At 37.2% G+C, this 19,501-nt stretch carries 16 protein-coding genes and 1 riboswitch; of the genes, 12 read left to right on the forward strand and 4 right to left on the reverse strand.

The window, feature by feature from the left end; translation table 11 throughout:
• Positions 1–68 precede the first annotated feature (68 nt).
• The 6 genes from BKO01S_RS11460 to BKO01S_RS11485 all read left to right on the forward strand — a co-directional run bounded on the left by BKO01S_RS11460 (position 69) and on the right by BKO01S_RS11485 (position 5,806).
• Complete coding sequence (locus tag BKO01S_RS11460; protein WP_066053604.1) at positions 69–1,370, forward strand: ABC transporter substrate-binding protein; 1,302 nt, start codon at positions 69–71, stop codon at positions 1,368–1,370.
• A gap of 90 nt (positions 1,371–1,460) precedes the next feature.
• On the forward strand, positions 1,461–2,420 hold the full coding sequence (locus tag BKO01S_RS11465; RefSeq protein ID WP_066053607.1) for a carbohydrate ABC transporter permease: 960 nt from the start codon (positions 1,461–1,463) through the stop codon (positions 2,418–2,420).
• Positions 2,421–2,422: 2 nt separating this feature from the next.
• Positions 2,423–3,268: a carbohydrate ABC transporter permease gene (locus BKO01S_RS11470; RefSeq protein WP_066053610.1), complete on the forward strand. Its 846-nt coding sequence runs from the start codon at positions 2,423–2,425 to the stop codon at positions 3,266–3,268.
• A gap of 117 nt (positions 3,269–3,385) precedes the next feature.
• Positions 3,386–4,024 carry a YesL family protein gene (locus BKO01S_RS11475; RefSeq protein WP_066053613.1) on the forward strand — a complete coding sequence of 213 codons (639 nt, stop codon included), beginning with the start codon at positions 3,386–3,388 and terminating at the stop codon, positions 4,022–4,024.
• Between the two features lie 74 nt (positions 4,025–4,098).
• The gene (locus BKO01S_RS11480) at positions 4,099–4,887 is read left to right on the forward strand and encodes an alpha/beta hydrolase (RefSeq protein WP_066053616.1); all 789 of its coding nucleotides are present in this window, start codon (positions 4,099–4,101) and stop codon (positions 4,885–4,887) included.
• Positions 4,888–4,933: 46 nt separating this feature from the next.
• Positions 4,934–5,806 carry a glycoside hydrolase family 43 protein gene (locus tag BKO01S_RS11485; RefSeq protein WP_066053619.1) on the forward strand — a complete coding sequence of 291 codons (873 nt, stop codon included), beginning with the start codon at positions 4,934–4,936 and terminating at the stop codon, positions 5,804–5,806.
• 77 nt (positions 5,807–5,883) lie between these two features.
• Here the strand turns inward: BKO01S_RS11485 and BKO01S_RS11490 are convergent, their stop codons facing one another.
• Both BKO01S_RS11490 and BKO01S_RS11495 read right to left on the reverse strand, forming a co-directional pair.
• On the reverse strand, positions 5,884–7,245 hold the full coding sequence (locus tag BKO01S_RS11490) for a PFL family protein (RefSeq protein WP_066053622.1): 1,362 nt from the start codon (positions 7,243–7,245) through the stop codon (positions 5,884–5,886).
• 17 nt (positions 7,246–7,262) lie between these two features.
• Positions 7,263–7,538 (reverse strand): ACT domain-containing protein, encoded by a 276-nt coding sequence (locus tag BKO01S_RS11495; protein ID WP_066053627.1) that lies wholly within the window; start codon positions 7,536–7,538, stop codon positions 7,263–7,265.
• An 89-nt stretch (positions 7,539–7,627) separates the two neighbouring features.
• Positions 7,628–7,705, reverse strand: a riboswitch (glycine riboswitch).
• Positions 7,706–8,231: 526 nt separating this feature from the next.
• Here BKO01S_RS11495 and BKO01S_RS11500 point away from each other — a divergent pair.
• The 5 genes from BKO01S_RS11500 (at position 8,232) to BKO01S_RS11525 (ending at position 14,305) form a co-directional block, all read left to right on the forward strand.
• Positions 8,232–9,200: an ABC transporter substrate-binding protein gene (locus BKO01S_RS11500; protein ID WP_066053629.1), complete on the forward strand. Its 969-nt coding sequence runs from the start codon at positions 8,232–8,234 to the stop codon at positions 9,198–9,200.
• Between the two features lie 88 nt (positions 9,201–9,288).
• Positions 9,289–10,845, forward strand: coding sequence for a sugar ABC transporter ATP-binding protein (locus tag BKO01S_RS11505; RefSeq protein ID WP_066053632.1), 1,557 nt, complete (start codon positions 9,289–9,291; stop codon positions 10,843–10,845).
• Positions 10,845–11,822, forward strand: coding sequence for an ABC transporter permease (locus tag BKO01S_RS11510; RefSeq protein ID WP_066054068.1), 978 nt, complete (start codon positions 10,845–10,847; stop codon positions 11,820–11,822). The genes BKO01S_RS11505 and BKO01S_RS11510 overlap by 1 nt, the downstream gene beginning before the upstream one ends.
• Before the next feature lie 595 nt (positions 11,823–12,417).
• A complete protein-coding gene (locus BKO01S_RS11520; RefSeq protein ID WP_066053639.1) occupies positions 12,418–13,173 on the forward strand; it encodes an NAD-dependent epimerase/dehydratase family protein in 756 nt (251 codons plus the stop codon).
• Positions 13,174–13,297: 124 nt separating this feature from the next.
• Entirely contained in the window at positions 13,298–14,305 is a 1,008-nt protein-coding gene (locus BKO01S_RS11525) for a LacI family DNA-binding transcriptional regulator (RefSeq protein ID WP_066053642.1), read from the forward strand.
• A gap of 74 nt (positions 14,306–14,379) precedes the next feature.
• Here the strand turns inward: BKO01S_RS11525 and BKO01S_RS11530 are convergent, their stop codons facing one another.
• Both BKO01S_RS11530 and BKO01S_RS11535 read right to left on the reverse strand, forming a co-directional pair.
• Positions 14,380–16,143 carry an ABC transporter ATP-binding protein gene (locus BKO01S_RS11530; protein WP_066053645.1) on the reverse strand — a complete coding sequence of 588 codons (1,764 nt, stop codon included), beginning with the start codon at positions 16,141–16,143 and terminating at the stop codon, positions 14,380–14,382.
• A gap of 66 nt (positions 16,144–16,209) precedes the next feature.
• A complete protein-coding gene (locus BKO01S_RS11535) occupies positions 16,210–16,893 on the reverse strand; it encodes a rhamnogalacturonan acetylesterase (protein ID WP_066053648.1) in 684 nt (227 codons plus the stop codon).
• Between the two features lie 317 nt (positions 16,894–17,210).
• On the opposite strand from BKO01S_RS11535, the gene BKO01S_RS11540 reads away from it, so the two are divergent.
• Positions 17,211–19,442: a helix-turn-helix transcriptional regulator gene (locus BKO01S_RS11540; protein ID WP_439951041.1), complete on the forward strand. Its 2,232-nt coding sequence runs from the start codon at positions 17,211–17,213 to the stop codon at positions 19,440–19,442.
• The last annotated feature ends 59 nt before the right edge of the window (positions 19,443–19,501 follow it).

Below are 19,501 nucleotides of genomic sequence, written 5' to 3' on the forward strand. Positions count from 1 at the left end.
TGGAATTGGTTGCATAATAAAAATGTAAACACTTACATAAAAGTGTGGAAAAAGAAGGGGGAAAAGAAATGAAAAAGTTTTTAGTGTTAATCTTTACTTTTGTATTAGTTTTTTCCTTAGCAGCATGTAACAGCAGTTCACCTAGCAGCAATGAGTCTGAAGAACCAAAAGATGACAAAAAAGATGAAAAAGTAACTCTTCGTATTGCCTGGTGGGGTTCTCAACCACGACATGATTACACACTTAAAATAATTGAAATGTATGAAGAAAAAAATCCAAATGTAAAAATTGAAGCAGAATATGCAGCATGGGATGACTACTGGAAGAAGTTAGCTCCACAAGCAGCTGCAAACGAGCTACCGGATATTATCCAAATGGATTTATCTTACTTCTCGCAATATGCACAAAATGGTCAAATCGCTGATCTATCTTCGTTTGTTGGGAATGAAATTAACACCGCAGATATTTCTGATAACGTGATCGATGGTGGAAAAATTGGCGACAAGCTTTATGGAATTAACGCAGGTGTTAACGTGGTTGGTTTCCACTATGACCCAGTAGGACTTCAAAAAGCTGGTGTAGATTCAATCCCTGAAAATTGGACTTGGGATGATTATCTGGATATTGCAGCAAAAGCGAAAGATGCAGGATTGTTTGTAGATACAAGCATGAAAGCGGATGTATTCTTTAACTATTATTTAAGAACAAAGGGTGAGTCTTTATACGGGAAAGACGGTGCTTCTTTAGGATATAAAGATGACCAATTATTCATCGACTTCTTTAAAATGAGATCCGATTTAATTCTGGATAAAGCAGCTCCGACTCCTGACTTTATGGCTCAGTTAAAAGGAATTGAAGATGATCCTGTAGTGACACAAAATGCAATTGGTATTTGGCAATGGTCTAATCAATTCGTTGGTTTACAACAAGTAGCAAATAGAGATCTTGCTATTGCTCCAATGCCAGGTCCTGACAGCGATAAAGGTTTATATTTGAAGCCAAGTATGTTCTGGTCTGTTGGAAATAATTCGAAAAATAAAGAAGAAGCTGCAAAGTTTATTGACTTCATGATCAACGATATCGAAGCGAATAAATTGAATCTTGGGGACCGAGGTGTTCCTGGTTCTGCAACTGTTAAAGAAGCATTAAAGCCATTGCTTTCACCAGCTCAGGTTCAAGTATTTGACTATGTTGAGTGGGCAGAAGGAAACAGTTCTCAATTTGATGGTCCAGACCCAGTAGGTGCAGGTGAAATTATCGAGACTCTAGATAGCTTAGCTGAACAAATGGCTTATGGAAATCTAAAAGTGGAAGATGCTGCAAAACAGTTTAGACAGCAGGCCGAAAGCGTCTTATTGCAAAACAAATAATAATTTCCAAAGATAGCTGATCACCTTTTCGATCAGCTATCGTCCTTTCATCTTATGGAAATGAGGCCAAAGAATTAAGGAGATGAAGATATGAGTATCCCAGTGATTAAGGGAAATCCCAAAGCGAATATTCCAATCCGCTCAATAAGCAAAAGAAGCCGTATTATTAAAGAAAACCTGACCGGCTATGCATTTATTAGTCCGTTTGTTATTGGATTCCTTGCGTTTACATTTATACCAATCCTTGCATCTTTATATTTATCATTTACAAACTATAATCTATTCGCCCCACCTAAATGGATAGGCTTAGATAACTACATAAAAATGTTTACAGGCGATCCTCGCTATTGGCAATCGTTAAAAGTAACACTCATTTATGTATTTGCTGGGGTTCCCTTACGACTCGCATTTGCATTGTTAATTGCTATGATGCTTAATACTGCATCTAAGGCAGTTGGGCTCTATCGCTCCTTGTTTTATTTACCTTCTCTAATTGGAGGCAGTGTAGCAGTTGCAATTATGTGGCGTAATGTCTTCGGTGATATTGGTATTGTTAATATTTTACTAGAATTAATTGGAATCCCAACCGTTAGATGGTTTGGTAACCCTACTGCAGCATTATGGATGCTTATCTTCTTATCCGTATGGCAATTTGGTTCTTCGATGCTAATCTTCTTAGCAGGATTAAAAGGTATTCCAAAAAGTTATTATGAAGCAGCAAGCGTGGACGGTGCCAATGGAGTTCAGAAATTCTTCAAAATTACTCTTCCCATGCTAAGCCCAGTTATCTTATTTAATACGGTTATGCAGACGATTGCTGCATTTATGACGTTTGTTCCAGCCTTTATTATTTCAAAAGGTACAGGGGGACCGTTAGACGGAACACTTCTGTATTCTCTATATCTATTCATTCAAGGGTTTGAGTTCTTTAATATGGGTTATGCTTCCGCCATGGCATGGGTCATGCTCATTATTGTGGGAATATTAACCGCGGTCATCTTTAGTACTTCAAAATACTGGGTTCATTATGAATCAGAAGGAGGCAAATAATTATGACATCAAAGTTAAAGTCACCAAGATGGTGGATCTATCATATACTCGTCGGCGGGTTTGCTATACTGATGCTGTATCCCGTTATTTGGCTCCTAATGAGTTCCTTTAAACCTAGTGACACCATCTTTATTACCGCGAAATCACTGATTCCAGATCCTTGGATTTGGACCAATTTTGTAGAAGGGTGGAAAGGGATTGGTGGCAATTCGTTTGGAGTGTTCATTAAAAATACAGCCATCCTGGTAGTGATTACACTAATTGGACAAGTAATTTCATCGGCCTTTATTGCCTTTGGTTTTGCACGATTACAGTTTAAAGGAAAAGCACTTTGGTTTGGAATCATGATGGTAACCCTAATGCTTCCACACGATGTGTTAATGGTTCCACAATATATTATTTTTTCTAAGCTTGGTTGGCTTAACTCTATTAAGCCGCTTGCTATCCCAGCCTATTTTGGACATCCGTTCTTTATTTTCCTCCTAGTACAATTTATTAGAACGATACCTAGAGAGTTAGATGAAGCGGCAATTATAGATGGGTGCGGTACCTTTAAAATATTTACAAAGATTATTTTGCCTCTAATTAAGCCAGCATTAGCGACAGCATCGATTTTCTCATTTTATTGGACTTGGGAATCGTTATTAGGACCAGTGTTATATTTAAATAGCCCGTCAAAGTATACTGTTTCAATGGCTTTAAATATGTTCCTAAGTAATGAAACGGTCTCTAACTGGGGATCCATGTTTGCAATGTCGGTTGTTACGTTAATTCCTGTTTTCGTTATTTTCTTCCTGTTTCAACGCCATGTTGTGGAAGGGATCAGTACGAGTGGACTTAAAGGCTAATAGGTACATCAGCTTCTGTAACCGGTCTATTTTCTTTGCCACTTCATAATAGGAAGTGTTGAAAGTCCGAAGTGGCAAAGATATATAATAGATTATGAGGAACGAGGGGGAGGACAAATGGAAACAAATGCTTTTATGGGCGGTTTTTATAAATTAATGGACTGGATATCAAGACTAGCATTCTTAAACATACTTTGGATTTCATTTTCACTAGTAGGTCTTTTCATCTTTGGTTTTTTTCCAGCAACAGTGGCTATGTATTCGGTTGTTCGAAAGTGGATGTATGGAAAAGAAGATGTATCTATGTTTCGAACCTTTTGGACGTCATATAAACAGGAGTTCGTAAAAAGTAATGTTCTCGGATTGATAATTTTCACGATTGGAGCTATTTTGTATATTGATTTTCACTTTGTCATTCAAGCAACAAATAGCTTTGTATCAATTCTTTATATTCCATTTTTACTAATTTCCTTTATCTTAGTTTGTATGTTGTTTTATATCTTTCCGATGTTTGTACATTATGATATGAAAATTAGTCAGGTGATTAAAAATTCTTTTTTTGTCATGATTATGAATCCTTTGTCCACTTTTTACATGTTAATTGGTAGTTTTGGTATTTGTTTTGCACTCTCCTATGCACCACCAATCTGTATCCTTTATAGCGGGAATTTGCTCGCTCTATTTATTATGAAACCTGCAACCATGGCCTTTGAGAAGATAGAACAAAAATCGAAATTACTACTTCAAGGACAATAAAAAACGGGCCCTCAGATTAATGGGACCCGTTTTTTCATGATGAGCCTAAACCATTTAGAGAGTAGGGGGATGTAATGGAACAAGTATTACTATGGAATTCACCGAACACCAAAGAAGATGATAGAAAAGATGATTCTCCTAATATAGAACTGTTTTTGTTAGATGGGGAAGGCATTCATCCAGTCATGATTATAGCGCCTGGGGGAGGCTATTCTCACCGAGCGAGTCATGAAGGGTACCCAATTGCTAAGTGGCTTAATTCCATAGGGATATCTGCGATTGTTCTTAATTATCGTGTAGCCCCTCATAAACATCCACTTCCACTTTCTGATGTTCAAAGGGCCATTCGATTGGTAAGATACCAATCTTCTCATTGGAGGATTGATCCAAACCGTTTAGGGATAGTAGGATTTTCTGCGGGTGGGCATTTGGCATCTGCTAGTGGTACACATTTTGACTCCGGAAATATGGAGGCCGAAGATCCTATTGAGCGGATCAGCAGCCGACCCGATGTCATGGTTCTTTGTTATCCAGTGATAACGATGGGTGAATCCACTCATGCTGGTAGCAAGCAAAATTTATTAGGGGAAAATCCAAGTGATGATTTGATACATCTGTTATCCAACGAATTACATATTAATGAACAAACACCACCCGCTTTTCTTTGGCATACAGCTGATGATGCATCTGTTGACGTGGAGAATAGTTTCCTATTTGCAAAAGAGTTAAGAAAGAATTCGGTCCCTTTTGAGCTACATGTATTCGAAAATGGTCGACATGGATTAGGTTTAGCTGAAGACCATCCGGAAGTAAAAGTTTGGCCAAGACTTTGTGAAAAATGGCTAAGAAAAAGGGGATTTTAAACATTTTCTAGTTTATCAATCTAGTTAGAGAAATTAGGAGGATAAGATGCTAACAAAAGATGAGATCAGGATTCGAGATCCCTTTATCCTTACAGCCCAGGATTCAAAAAACTATTATTTATATGGCACAACAGATGAGAATGTTTGGGAAGGACAGGCAGTAGGTTTTGATGCCTACAAAAGCAGAGACCTAGTAAACTGGGAAGGTCCATTTTCCGTTTTCCGGCCAGAGCCTAACTTTTGGGCAAACCAGCATTACTGGGCACCTGAGGTTTATTTTTATCATGATCGTTACTATATGTTTGCTAGTTTTAAAGGGGAGGGGAGATGTCGCGGAACTCAGATCCTTGTTTCCAATCATCCATTAGGTCCTTTTTCTCCTCTCACAGAACATCCAATTACCCCAAGTAATTGGGAGTGTCTGGATGGGACCTTATTTATAGATCATAACCAAGATCCATGGATTATTTATTGTCGCGAGTGGTTACAGGTTCAAGATGGAGAAATCTGGGCCCAGCGTTTAACACATGATTTTGTATCGATAGTAGGGGAACCTTGTTTTTTATTCAAAGCATCAAATGCTAACTGGGTAGTTCCAGTGAGAGGAGAGACGGAATATATCACAGACGGACCTTTTCTGTATCAAGATCAAAAAGGACGGTTACAAATGCTATGGTCAAGTAGAAGCCGAAAAGGGTATGCAGTTGGAATTGCAGTATCAAAATCCGGTGATATTTGTGGGCCATGGGTTCAGGAAAAGAAACCATTATTAGACGAAGATGGGGGACATGCGATGCTATTTAGAACATTTGATGATGAATTAAAACTAGCCATTCATTCACCCAACCGGTCCCCAATTGAACGACCTGTATTTTTATCGGTTCTAGAGCAGGGTGGCAAATTAGTTGTGGAAAAGTAATGATAGGCTAATCTTCTAATTATAAGAAAAACTATGTACCCAATTGGGTTACACAGTTTTTCTTTACTATTAAAATGTTAATTAATCAGTGCTTGTAGAGGGGCTGGTATTCTTCCTCCGCGATTGATCATATTTTGTGAGCTGAATGGATTTACGCCCATAACTGGTGCTCGACCAAGAAGTCCTCCAAATTCAACGATTTCTCCTTCTTGCTTTCCTGGTACGGGGATAACTCTAACAGCTGTTGTTTTCTTGTTAATCATTCCTATTGCTGCTTCATCTGCAATCATAGCGGAAAGGGTAGCAGGGGAAACATCTCCTGTTATTGCAATCATATCAAGGCCAACGGAACAGACACATGTCATGGCTTCAAGCTTTGATAAAGTCAAAGCTCCATCAATAATTCCTCGAATCATACCATTATCTTCACTGACTGGGATAAAAGCACCGCTTAATCCGCCGACATAAGAACTCGCCATGGCGCCGCCCTTTTTCACCGCATCATTCATGAGGGCTAAGGCTGCAATCGTTCCATGAGTACCTACGCGCTCAAGACCAATTTCCTCTAAGATTTCCGCGACACTATCATTTAAGGCATTCGTTGGTGCTAATGAGAGGTCCATTATTCCAAATGGGATACCTAGACGCTTGGCTACTACTCTACCAATTAGCTCACCAGCACGTGTAATTTTAAAGGCTGTTTTTTTGATAATATCAGACACTTCTCCAAGGTCAGCTTGGGGATGTTTTTTTAATGCGTTCAATACAACACCAGGTCCACTAACACCAACATTAATAACCGCTTCGCCTTCTCCAGCTCCATGGAAAGCTCCCGCCATAAAAGGATTATCCTCAACTGGATTACAAAATACAACAAGCTTAGCACAAGCGATTCCATTTTGATCCTTCGTCCGCTCCGCAGCTTCTTTGATGACATACCCTAATTGCCTAACCGCATCCATATTAATACCGGTACGAGTAGTCGCCACTGAAACAGAGGCACAAACTCGTTCTGTTACGCTAAGTGCTTCTGGCAAGGCTTTTAGTAAAGTCTCATCACCTTTGGAAAATCCTTTGTGCACAAGGGCCGAGAATCCTCCAATAAAATCTACTCCTAATTGCTTGGCGGCTAAATCCAGTGTCTTTGCAAGCTCAACGGTTTGTTCAACTGTTGCATTTCCTAGTATTTCTGCAATCGGGGTAATAGAAATTCGTTTATTTATAATCGGAACGCCAAACTCCTTTTCCGTTTCTTCTGCTACTTTTGTTAAGTCCTTAGCGTAGGTAGTAATTTTATTAAATACATTTTGCTGCATTTTACCAAAATCGGAATCCGCACAGTCTCGGAGGCTGATTCCCATTGTTACTGTACGAATATCAAGATTCTCCATTTGAACCATTCGGATCGTTTGAAGGATTTCATCCATTGCAATTGTCATTGTCAATCACCCCTAAGCTAAATTCTGTGCATCGCTTGAAAAATTTCTTCAAGTTGAATATTTATTTTTAAGCCCATTTCCTCACCAACCAGGTTTAGTTGGTCACGAAGGTTAGATAGATTTTCATTTCCAGTCACATCAATAATCATCATCATTGTAAAAAAATCTTGTAAAATGGTCTGACTGATATCCAATATGTTCATATGGTTATCAGCTAGAATGGTTGTTACTTTTGAAATAATGCCAACCTTGTCCTTACCAATCACACTTACCACTGCACGTCTTCTTTCCATTTGTTCCACCTCATTATTTTTTGAAATAAAAAAAGATTGGAGTATCTCCAATCTCGGGTAAGAAGAGTGTGCAAAATATTATTATGCAAACATTCTCTTCTGTCCTTTTGCCTGAGATTGTGAATCCTTCGGCGCCGTAAACATACGGTCTCTCCAGAAGCTGCTCCGGTAATAGTTTGATCCACTACCATCATTGCGGCTGTATTGAATTAAGTAAGATATTATCAATAAATAATAATTCAGTCAATTAAAATTTGTGGAAAGTGAAAAATGACATTACTGATTTTGACTTTTCAGAAAATTGTTATTGAAAATTGGTAAAAAAGAACATATAATCAAAAATGAGCATAAACGAGCATAAACATTCACTTTTATGACTGAAGATGAATGTTTTTATGTAAGCGCTCTATTTTCTGGAGGTGATGCTTATCCTAATAAGGAGAAAATTTACTAGAGGGTTAATTTTCTATTCTACTGTAGCAAAAAAAGCATGAAAAAAAGTACGATTCAGGGGGACCCACGACCAAATGGAAATAACCCCTAAATCATACCTCTGTTTGAGTATGTCTAAAATTCTTAAGAAATTTTAGAACTCATTTTTATGGTATGGCAAAACAGATTTTTTTTCAAGGATTGTATTTTGTAAAAAGTATCTATTATTCTACGAAATTATTATTTGGAGGTTTTGATACCATGAAAATTCTGAAAAAGTTTCAAATTATTTTATTTGTATTAATTTTATCCTTACTAAGTGCATGTAGCAGTGGAGAAAGTTCCTCCACGAGTGCTAATGATGATCATAGCGATGATAAAGAAAAACAGCTTAAGATCGGATTGACCGTCCCAACTTTAGGTAATCCATTCTTTGTAGCTATGTCCAAAGGGGCTAAAGAAGTTGCGACTAAGTATAATGCTGAAGTCATTACAGTTAGTGCCGATCATGATCTGGCAAAGCAAACGGCTCAAATTGAAGACTTTATTACAAAAAAAGTGGATCTTATTTTGTTAAGTCCATTTGATTCTGCTGGAATTGCAGGTGCAGTTAGTCAAGCAAAAGCAGCTGGTATTCCGATCGTTGCTCTAGATGGATTTGCAGAAGGTGGGATTGACACAGTAGTTATGTCAGATAACGTTCAAGCTGGGAGACTGGCTGCTGAATACCTTGTAGAGCAACTGAATGGAAAAGGGAATATTGTCATCATTGATGGACCTCCAGTTTCTGCTGTAACAGATAGAATTAAGGGCTTTAAAGAAGTGATTAGCAAATATCCTGACATTAAAGTGGTTGCGAACCAGAATGGTGAAGGAAACCGAGAGAAGGCTCTAACTGTAATGGAAGGAATACTATCTGCCAATAAGAAAATTGATGCGGTTTTTACCATTAATGATGAAGAGGCTGTTGGGGTACAAATTGCTCAAGAGCAAGCGGGCAGAAACGATGAATTCTTCCTAGTAAGTGTTGATGGTGCTCCATCTGCAGTAGATGCATTAAATAAGGGTGGAAGCTTTGCGGGTACTTCAGCACAATTTCCGAACCAAATGGTTATTGATGGTGTTGATTTAGCATTGAAAATAATAGATGGAGAAAAAGTCGACTCAGAAGTTCTTATCCCTACTGAATTTATTACTCAAGAAAATGTTGATTCATACAGCGGGTGGTAAGCTAAACCCCTTTAATTAGAAAGGTAGATATAGTGCTCTATTTTAGAGCACTATGTTTACACCAAAAGTAATGTAGGGAGGGGAAGAAATGATCATAACGAAAGAGCAACAAACGAGGATTCATTCTATAAAAGCACAACCTATTATGAGTATGAAGGGTGTTACAAAGCAGTTTTCTGGTGTGAAAGTGCTACAAAATGTTGATATTGAACTTTATCAAGGAGAAGTTCATGCACTGATGGGAGAGAATGGTGCAGGGAAATCTACTTTAATGAAAATAATGGCGGGTGTGTACCAGCCTGATGGCGGTTTAATTGTCTATAAAGGTCAAGAAGTCCATTGGAACAATCCAATGGATGCTAGAAATAAGGGAATTAGTGTCATTCATCAAGAGATTAGCTTATCTCCTAACTTATCCATTGGAGAAAATATCTTAATGGGTACCTCGTTAAAGAAAAGTAGATTAGGGTTAATTAGCTGGAACGATATTTACGAGAAGGCTGAAAATATCTTATCATCCATAGGTTCATCTTTGGACCCTCGAGCGAATGTTAGTTCATTAAGTGTAGCCCAACAACAAATGGTTGAAATTGCTCGTGCGTTATCACTTAACTCTGAAATCTTAATCATGGATGAACCAACCGCATCACTTACAGATAAAGAAATAGAGAGGCTTTTTACGATCATAGACGGATTAAAAAGAAAAGGCGTTGCGATTGTTTACATCTCACACCGAATGGATGAGATTTTTAAAATTTCTAATCGTTTTACTGTACTCCGAGACGGACGCTTGGTTACGAGTGGTCCAATATCAGAAACAAATCCTACGCATCTGGTAAAACTAATGGTAGGACGAGAGTTAAATGAGCTGTTTGTTAGAGATAGAAGTGAAAATAATACGGAAACAAAGAATCAAAAACCAGTACTTGAGTTGAGAGGTATATCCGACAGAAAAATTGTAAAAGATGTATCGTTAAAGATCTACCCTGGGGAAATTGTTGGTTTAGCAGGACTTGTTGGTGCTGGTCGAACAGAGCTTGTTAGAACCATCTTTGGATTATCCGATTTGTCAGAGGGCCAAATTTACATAGAAGGCAGATCGGTTCAAATAAAGAATCCAACCGATGCGATAAAGCTAGGAATTGCCCATGTACCTGAAAGCAGAAAGGAACAGGGCTTATTACCGAATCTATCAGTTAAAGAAAATATCATGATGGCACAATTTCCTATGTACCGTAAGTTTAGGCTTTTACAGTACAGCAAGATAAACCGTGAAGCAGATCGCTATATTGAGGAACTTGGAGTTAGAACGGCATCGAAAGAACAAAACGTGATGGGCCTTAGCGGTGGGAATCAACAGAAAGTCGTTATCGCCAAATGGCTTTCAATTGGTCCAAAAGTACTGTTGCTCGATGAGCCAACACGTGGGGTAGATATTGGTGCAAAAACAGAGATTCATAAAATCATTAATCAACTAGCCGAACAAGGACTTGCTGTGTTAATGATTTCTTCTGAATTACCCGAAATACTTGGAGTGAGTGATCGGATACTAGTCATGCACGAAGGCAGGCTAAGAGCGGAATTATCTCATAAGGAAGCTACCCAGGAAAAAATAATGTTCTACGCTACAGGAGAGGTTAAATGATGAATATTAATGTACAATCTAGTAGTCCATCCGTAGTTACATTCAAGGATCGTTCTAAACAAATATTTAATCAACTGGGCATGTTAATCATTCTTGCTTTGTTAATTGTAGTAATGAGTGTGATCGCTCCGAATTTCACAGATTCAAGCAATATTTTAAACGTATTGAAGCAAAGTTCAATAACTGCGATCCTGGCGGCAGGGATGACGGTAGTTATTTTAACAGGTGGAATTGACTTATCTGTAGGATCAACACTTGCTTTAAGTGGTGTTATATCAGTTCTACTGTCAAACTCCGGAGTTCCTGTAGTATTCTCTATGTTCGCTGGAGCTGCTGTTGGATATATAGCCGGGGCCATTAATGGTTATTTAACTGCTGTACCAAAGCTACCTGCGTTTATCGTAACTCTAGGAAGTATGACTTATTTGAGAGGATTGGCGTATGTCATAACAGGTGGTTATCCCGTAGTTTTAGCATCAGAGAAATTCAAGTTTATAGGAGCGGGTGAAATACTAGGTATACCTACTCCGATATATATTATGGCAATTGTTTATATCATCATGTTTGTTGTATTGAAATATACGATGTTTGGCCGACATGTTTACGCGATTGGTGGAAATGAAGAGGCCGCCCATCTAACAGGAATTAAAGTGAATCGTACATTAATCAATGTCTACTCTATCAGTGGATTACTGGCAGGTATTAGTGGAGTGGTAATGGCGGGGCGCTTATTCTCTGGGCAACCAATGGTAGGTATCGCGTTTGAACTGGATGCAATTGCAGCTGTTGTTCTAGGTGGAACGAGTTTTGTAGGTGGACGTGGCCGAATACAAGGTACGATTATTGGGGTGTTAATTGTCGCTGTATTAACGAACGGGATGACATTGCTTAATGTAGATTACTACTGGCAACAAGTGGTGAAGGGTATTGTTATTGTCATTGCCGTCCTTCTTGACCGGTTGCGTAGTAGAAATTAAGAATAGTGAAATAATGAATGTGAAATAGGGAAAAGCTACGTTTCCAAATAAGGAGCGTAGCTTTTGGGTTTAAGCAGCCACTTAATTGGTCATAAAGAATATAAAAAAGTGGATGTGATTCAATGGAGGAACATGAAGGGAATTTTGCACGAGGATTTGCTTGGGCTATCATGCTAAGTCTTCCCTTATGGGCAGGAATTATTGGCATTGTTCGATTTATTTCAAAGTAAAAATCGTTGAATAAATCTTTTAAGTAAGTTAAATAAGGTTTAAAGATTATGTATTCTGGGTATAGTCCAACACGTTAATCTAGGATAGGAGCGGTACATATGACGTTTATATCTAAGATTTTATACAGTTGGCATAGATTCCGGATGAATTATCACTATTTGTTAGTAGAAAGTTGTTTGGATTCTGAATTGAAAGGTAAGCTAATAAAAAAATTAGAATACCATAAAAATCAGGTCATGCGGTTAACAAAAGATGAAACGGAGTCTTTAGTCTCCCTTCAGGTTTCTTCACCTAGTCAAATGTTTTCTAGGAAGAAATAGAGGGGCCTCAATTCTGTTTATACGTAAGGTAATGGAGGAAAGTGATGAAAAAGAAGGTTACCATAATAGGTGGTACGGGCACGATAGGCTCCATCTTATATAAAGGTCTTTCGGATAAATATAAAATCGTCATTCTTGATAAAAAAGCCCCCAAACATGCTGGTGAATTTATTGAGGTGGATGCTACAAATGCTGAGATGTTACTAAACCGTATTCCAAAAGATACGGATGTACTTATCAATTTACTCACCATAAAAACGGAAAACGACTTAAAGGACATAAAAGAGTTTCAACGTATGACCGATATTCATCTATTGTCTTCCTTTTATGTGTTGTACGCAGCTATGACATTAGGTATTACTAAGGTGGTGTATGCAAGCAGTAATCATACCACTGATTCCTATGAGGAGGATGGTTTTTCTACGTTAGGTAGAGAAATTACCACTAGTGATTACCCTTCCTCTCGAGGATTATATGGGGTATTAAAGTTTGCTTCCGAGCAAATTGGCTATTTAATGTCTAAAGAGTCAGAAAAGCTATCTGTTATTAACTTACGGATTGGTAGTGTTCATCCTGATGAGCAAAAAGCGGTAAAGGAAGACAATCGTCTTCATCAAACCTTATTGTCTCATACAGATACGATTCAGCTTTTTGAATTAGCTATTCAATCCACCGTCCGTTTCGGAACCTACTACGGGGTATCAGATAACCCTGACAAGCCTTGGTCGCTGGAAAGTGCCTATCGGGAGCTTGGTTTTATTCCATTGGTAAATTCGTTACATGTTGCGAAGGAAGAGTGACTGATAAAATGTTAACGTTAACAAAAAATGATAAATTGATTTGTTAAAAGGGAAGTAAAGCTGGAGTGGCTCTGAAAATAAGGTATAATGAATATAATAGTCTCTGCAAAAAGGAAGGTCACCAATGGTTACAATAAAAGATATTGCAAAATTGGCCAATGTGTCTCACACAACGGTATCAAGGGCATTGAATAATAGCCCCCTTATCAAAGGACCAACGAAAAAGAAAATCCTTGAAATTGCCTCCCAGCTCAATTATTCCCCTAACTACAATGCAAAAAGTCTAGTGATGCAGAAGTCACATACAATTGGCTTGTTTTTAACAAGTATCAGCAACGGGACATCTGCGAGCTTTCTAGCTGATACGATCAAAGGTGTCAATGCGGCCATTAGCCAAGAATATAATCTTTTTATCAGGGGTATAGATGATTATGAAGATTATTCGAGCATCAATCCACAAAGGTTTGATGGAATTATTGTCATGAGCCAAAGTATACAGGACCATTCCTTTATTTATCATGTCCTTCAAAAGAAAATTCCGATTATCGTTTTAAATAGAGAAATTGAAGAAGATTATATTATGAATATCCTATCTGATGATAAAGAGGGTTCAAGGCAGGCAGTACAATATCTCATTGACTGTGGTCATAAGGATATAGGAATTATCGAAGGTACGCCATCCTTTAAATCGGCACAGATGAGAAAGGAAGGTTATTTAACCGCCCTAATTGATAATCATTTCCCTATTCAACAGGAGTATTCTGTAAATGGAAACTACGATATGGAAAGTGGATACAAAGGGATGGAAAAATTATTGTTGTTAGGGAAGCCTCCTACAGCAGTTTTTTGCTCCAATGATGACATGGCCATCGGTGCGATGAATGCGGTATATGCCCACGGGTTGAGTGTTCCGGATGATATTTCAATCGTTGGGTTTGATGATAGTGGATTTGCTCAATATACGACTCCAGGATTAACGACAGTGAAGCGTCCAGTAGAACAAATCAGCTATCTTGGTGCAAAAAACATATTATCATTGGTTACAGGTAAGGAAGTTACGTTAGAAAAAGTGTATGTTAATACAGAATTAATCATAAGAAAATCAGTTAAAAGCATAGAAAAAAGATGCTAGGTTGAAGTGACCCCCAAAAGTTAAATTTCCACTCTAACTTTTGGGGTGCAGTACAGTTTTAGCATCTTTTTTACTTATATTTGGAGCTGCTTTAAGTCAAAAAACTTTCCTTTTTTACTCATTAATTCATCATACGTTCCAAATTCTACGCATTTCCCATTTTCTATGACAGCAATTTTATCGGCATTACGTATGGTGGATAGGCGGTGAGCTACCATAAAGGTGGTTCTCCCTTTACATAAAGTATGTAAAGCTTCTTGAATTTTCTTCTCGGAATGGCTGTCAAGGGCTGAAGTGGCTTCGTCAAGAATGATTACCTTTGGATTACGGATTAATGCTCTAGCGATAGAAATCCTTTGTCTCTGCCCACCTGAGAGTTTATCTCCGTGTTCACCGATCCTCGTTTGTAAGCCATTAGGTAGTTTCTGAATAACATCCCAAAGGTTTGCTGCCATTAAAACTTGTTTGAGTTCTTCTGTTGATACGGAAGGCATGCCATAAGTAATATTTTGTTGGATGGTGCCTGAAAATAGAATAGTTGTTTGTGGGACTACGGCTAAATGGTGTCGATACGATCGTAAATCAATGGAATTCATATCAATCCCATCTAGAAGAATATTCCCCTCTGTTGGTTGAATAAATCCAATGAGTAGATTTAAGATGGTTGATTTACCAGAGCCAGATTCTCCTACAAACGCTATGGTTTCCCCTTGTTTTACCTCAAGATGAATATCTTCTAGTATATCCTGGTGAGAATCCGGATAACGATAGCTGATATGTTGTAAGGAGAAATTTCCGTTGACCTGTTTTACCTCTGATTTGTTTTCGTGGTTTTCTACTTCCCCAGCTGTTAATATCTCACCAATTGAATTCACAGATTCGAGTCCTTTAGCAATAGTAGGGATTAATGTAATCATACTAGATACGGAATTAACTACAGTAGTAAAGTAGGTTTGGTACATAACCACTTCTCCGGGAGTAATAGAGCCTTTAAAGGCCAAAATTCCAGTGAAAACCAAACAGATGATTTGAAATATTTGAAAGCTGGCCCAGCTAACAGAGCCAAATAAAGATTGGATGATATCTAAATGAAATCCTTTCAATAAAATTTGCTGAAATCGATGGTTCAATCGCCGAACCTCTTGCTTTTCAAGCGCATGTGCTCGAGCAATTGGGACTAATTCAATCATTTCGATTACACGAGCAGAGGTTTCCTCCATTTCTTGGCGAAACTCTGAATTAGAGACTTTGATTTTTTTCCGAAAGATGACAATGATGAGAGCGGCGATAGGAACGGTTAATAGAAAAAAGAAAAACACAATAGGGCTGTTATATAATGTAATGCCTAACGCCACGATTAGATTTACAAATATATTTAAGCTACTAACAAATACTTGTGAGGACAATGTTTGAACAGCTTCTACATCTCTCATTATTTTAGATTGAAGTCGACCGGATTGTATTTCCTTCTGGTAGGGAATGGATAATTCCTGTAGCTTCTTTATAAGAGAAGCACGTAAACCTGATTCGACACTACGGATGGCATAACTATGTAATTTCGTATGATAATAGTTTGTTAGAATATTTTGCAAAACTAAAATGATCATAACAATCGCATTTAAGTAAATGGTGCGAATACCATCTCCAGATGTATTCGTAGCAGCATTAATGACATTAGCAATTGCAATAGGCATAACCCAAGCTGGAATATGCTTGATAAAAAATAAGATAGCTGAATAAAAAATTCTTACATAATTCCCTTTATATAGACCAATTAGAATCTTAAAGGAGTTTTTTTGATTTTTTTGATAGATTTCCTGAACAAGTGAGTCCTTCAAATTTTTTCAACCCCCTATAGCTGAGGAAGGATACAGTGGTTCACACTAATACCCATTGCTTAGCTACTAGTTTAAAAGCTTTTTTAATGGAAGGTCACTGTCCTTGATTGCCTTAACAATTAAATGAGCTATAGCACGGGCTCCTTTTTCATTAAAGTGGGTATTATCATGAACTCCGTCAGGATAATTTTCTGATTCGCCAGGAGATAAATGTAAAAAGTATGAAATGGAATCCTCTTTTCCAATTGAATCCATCCATTCACAGGTTAGCTTATGAATATCTAATACTGGAACTTGATGTTTTTTCGCAAAGTGGAGCATTGCTTCTGGGAAGTCTCCAATTGACTTGGGATCAACCTTGTCTCCATTAAAGTATCGTCTAGTTACAGGAGTAAGTAATATGGGGTGAGCATTTACCGAACAAGCCACGTCAATAAATGCATGTAGGTTGTCTTGATAATCTTTGTAAGGATGCGTTCCTCTTTCAGGGTCTTCAATTTTTTGATCATTATGTCCAAATTGAATAAGTAGGTAATCTCCTGATCTAATACTATGTTTGATGTTTTCCAAGTGCCCTTCATTAATAAAGGATTTTGTACTTCTTCCATTAATTGCTCGATTTTCCAATCTAACATGCTTCTTAAAATAAGGGTGGAAAGCTTCCCCCCAGCCAGTTTCAGGACGTTTTTCTTGTAGTTTGCTAGAAGCAGTAGAATCTCCAGCTATATATATAGTGATTTGCCGATCCATATGGTATTCCTCCTTTTAGTAACATAATTATGTACACGTTAACAATTTTATGTTCCTTCATAAAATTGAATGTTTGGATTGAACCAATAAATAAATAAGTTGTAAAATTGAGTAATAGTTCAATTTTATATTATATAATGTTAACGTTAACATCCAGGTGAAAAAGTGTCAATCATTGATAAATATGAAACTAAAAGATCAGTTACATGGTTTTGTAACTTATGGTAATATGTAGATATTATATAACTCGGACTAATAGTAAAAACATAAATGATAGCGCTTTCCCTACCTTAGTTAGGAAAAAACTTTTTAAAGGAGTGAACTTTTTGAGGAAATCCAGAGTGTTTTACAAACTGTTTATCCCATTTTTCCTATTAGGAATAGGACTTGTTGTAGGATTTAGTATATTTATCTATAATTCTACTTACAACTCAGTAGAGGAAAGCTTCTTAAAGGATAAGAAAAATTATACAAGGCAAATCTTAAACAATGTTGAACAAAAAGTAAGAACAATCGAATATGGATATACCGCTTATAGCTCTACATCAAATTTTGAACAGATCTTTATGCATCCCATGACGGAAAAGGATTTTGAAACGTATCGAGATATAAAAAAGGAAATGAGCTATATAGAGATGATAGGGATCGAAGGGAGCAAATACAGTTTAGTAAGCTTGGAGCAGGAATGGGGCATAGTTGATGGTTCATTAAAAAGGCTAACCACTAATCAAATAGCGGAATATAAAGATACGTATATTTCTAGTGATACCAATGGTCTCTTCTGGAAACCGACAGAATCAGGTATAGAAATGGTTATGGCCCTTCCTATGTATAAAAGGGAGAAGTTTGCTTTAGGTATTTCTAATATCCCTAGAAGGAGTATTAATCAAATCGTTGGTGATAAAAATAATTTGGTAGAAATTTATAATAAAAAAGATCAACTGCTATACTCCAATAAGATGAAAGTTAGCGAAGTAACAACAGAAACATTTAAGCAATTTAAAGAAGTGGCAAAGGGTATCAATGGTCCGGATGTGCTAACAACTGAAGATGGGAAGAAATATGTATTTATGCAGTCCGAGTACAATCAATGGCTGTATGTGGTTGAAATTGATGAAAAAGAGATTGGGAGCATTATTCATAATACAAGAGTAGGTCTATGTGTTGTTTCAGCTCTCCTAATTTTATTGGTCGGCATTATTTCATATCTATCATCCGAATCGTTCTCACGTCCGATAAAGAAAATACAAGAAAAATTAGCCGTTCATGGTGTAAATCAAAAACAAAATGAACTATTACTTTTGGCAGATTCAGTAGACAAAATAGTTGGTCAAAATAAGAGTTTGACTACTAGTTTATCAATGCAAAAACCACAACTAGAAACTTTATTTGTTTTAAGCTTGTTTAGAAAGCGAATATCGGAAATAGAAATAACGAACCGTTTAGAACAACTTGGACATCAATATAAGAAGGAAAAGGTATATTATACAGGCCTAATTCAAATGGACAACATGGAAGATCAGAAAATAGGGGATAAAAATCTGTTTTTACTGGCCATAAATAATTTGGTAGAAGAGGTCGTTCCAAAAGAAGAGCGTCTCATTCCCATTGTATTAAACGATGAAATGCAAGCAACAATTTTTATATTAGATAACAATGATGAAGAGGCGGAGCGTCGCATCATAAAATATTATGAACATATTCAGGCTGCTGTAAAGAAATCACTTAATATGGTAATTAGCGTTGGAATTAGCCCTGAATATCATTCTTTAATAGATAGTAAAAAGGCGGTTGATTTGGCCAAAGAATCTCTTCATTATCGTGTGAACGTTGGTACTGAGTCGATCATTTTTTACAATGATATTGCTTCTATGCTAAATGAAGCTTCTATATCAAAATTTCCGGTGGAATTGCTAAATGAGTTATTGAATGCGATTCGATCTGGAGATGAGGAGGACGTAATGCGTTTGGTTGACCTCCTTGTAGAAGAGATTTTCCGATTAAATAAGAATCCTATCAGTCTAGGAGTTACCTTAATACGGGTGATTAATGAGCTTGTACAGTTAGGACAACTTCTAGGTGCAGAATCGAAAATCTTTGAAAATATTAAGAAGCTTTACCAAGCAGCTATCAATGCCTATTACCCTGAAAAAATAAAGGAAATGTTAATCCATGATTTAGTTAAACCAGTCATTATTAGTACTCACGATAAAACGGAAAGAGGTTTTAAATCACTTTCTGACAAAATCGCCTATATTGTACAAACCGAATACGATCAGGAGATTTCCCTTGAAATAATTGCGGAACGCTTGCATTATAACCCCAACTATTTAAGCAATGTATTCAAAAAAGAACATGGAGAAAATTTTGTAGATTACTTAATGAACTATAGGCTACAAATGGCGCAAACTTGGCTTAAGGAAACAGATCTAGCTGTAAAAGATATTGCTGAACGGTTACAGTATAGGAATTCTCAGAACTTTATTCGATTCTTTAAGAAGAAATTAGGAATAACTCCTGGTGATTATCGTAAGGAATATACTCAATAAAAAGAGACGGAATATTCCCTCTTCTCTTCACAAAGAAAAAGCTTCTGTTTCCAGCAGAA

It is taken from the genome of Robertmurraya korlensis NBRC 107688, assembly GCF_001591645.1.
Classification (GTDB): domain Bacteria; phylum Bacillota; class Bacilli; order Bacillales; family Cytobacillaceae; genus Robertmurraya_A.

Bases quoted from the DNA above. Each gene is read 5' to 3' on its own strand.
- BKO01S_RS11460 (WP_066053604.1), top strand. From the start codon at position 69: ATGAAAAAGTTTTTAGTGTTAATCTTTACTTTTGTATTAGTTTTTTCC.
- BKO01S_RS11465 (WP_066053607.1), top strand. From the start codon at position 1,461: ATGAGTATCCCAGTGATTAAGGGAAATCCCAAAGCGAATATTCCAATC.
- BKO01S_RS11470 (WP_066053610.1), top strand. From the start codon at position 2,423: ATGACATCAAAGTTAAAGTCACCAAGATGGTGGATCTATCATATACTC.
- BKO01S_RS11475 (WP_066053613.1), top strand. From the start codon at position 3,386: ATGGAAACAAATGCTTTTATGGGCGGTTTTTATAAATTAATGGACTGG.
- BKO01S_RS11480 (WP_066053616.1), top strand. From the start codon at position 4,099: ATGGAACAAGTATTACTATGGAATTCACCGAACACCAAAGAAGATGAT.
- BKO01S_RS11485 (WP_066053619.1), top strand. From the start codon at position 4,934: ATGCTAACAAAAGATGAGATCAGGATTCGAGATCCCTTTATCCTTACA.
- BKO01S_RS11490 (WP_066053622.1), bottom strand. From the start codon at position 7,245: ATGACAATTGCAATGGATGAAATCCTTCAAACGATCCGAATGGTTCAA.
- BKO01S_RS11495 (WP_066053627.1), bottom strand. From the start codon at position 7,538: ATGGAAAGAAGACGTGCAGTGGTAAGTGTGATTGGTAAGGACAAGGTT.
- BKO01S_RS11500 (WP_066053629.1), top strand. From the start codon at position 8,232: ATGAAAATTCTGAAAAAGTTTCAAATTATTTTATTTGTATTAATTTTA.
- BKO01S_RS11505 (WP_066053632.1), top strand. From the start codon at position 9,289: ATGATCATAACGAAAGAGCAACAAACGAGGATTCATTCTATAAAAGCA.
- BKO01S_RS11510 (WP_066054068.1), top strand. From the start codon at position 10,845: ATGAATATTAATGTACAATCTAGTAGTCCATCCGTAGTTACATTCAAG.
- BKO01S_RS11520 (WP_066053639.1), top strand. From the start codon at position 12,418: ATGAAAAAGAAGGTTACCATAATAGGTGGTACGGGCACGATAGGCTCC.
- BKO01S_RS11525 (WP_066053642.1), top strand. From the start codon at position 13,298: ATGGTTACAATAAAAGATATTGCAAAATTGGCCAATGTGTCTCACACA.
- BKO01S_RS11535 (WP_066053648.1), bottom strand. From the start codon at position 16,893: ATGGATCGGCAAATCACTATATATATAGCTGGAGATTCTACTGCTTCT.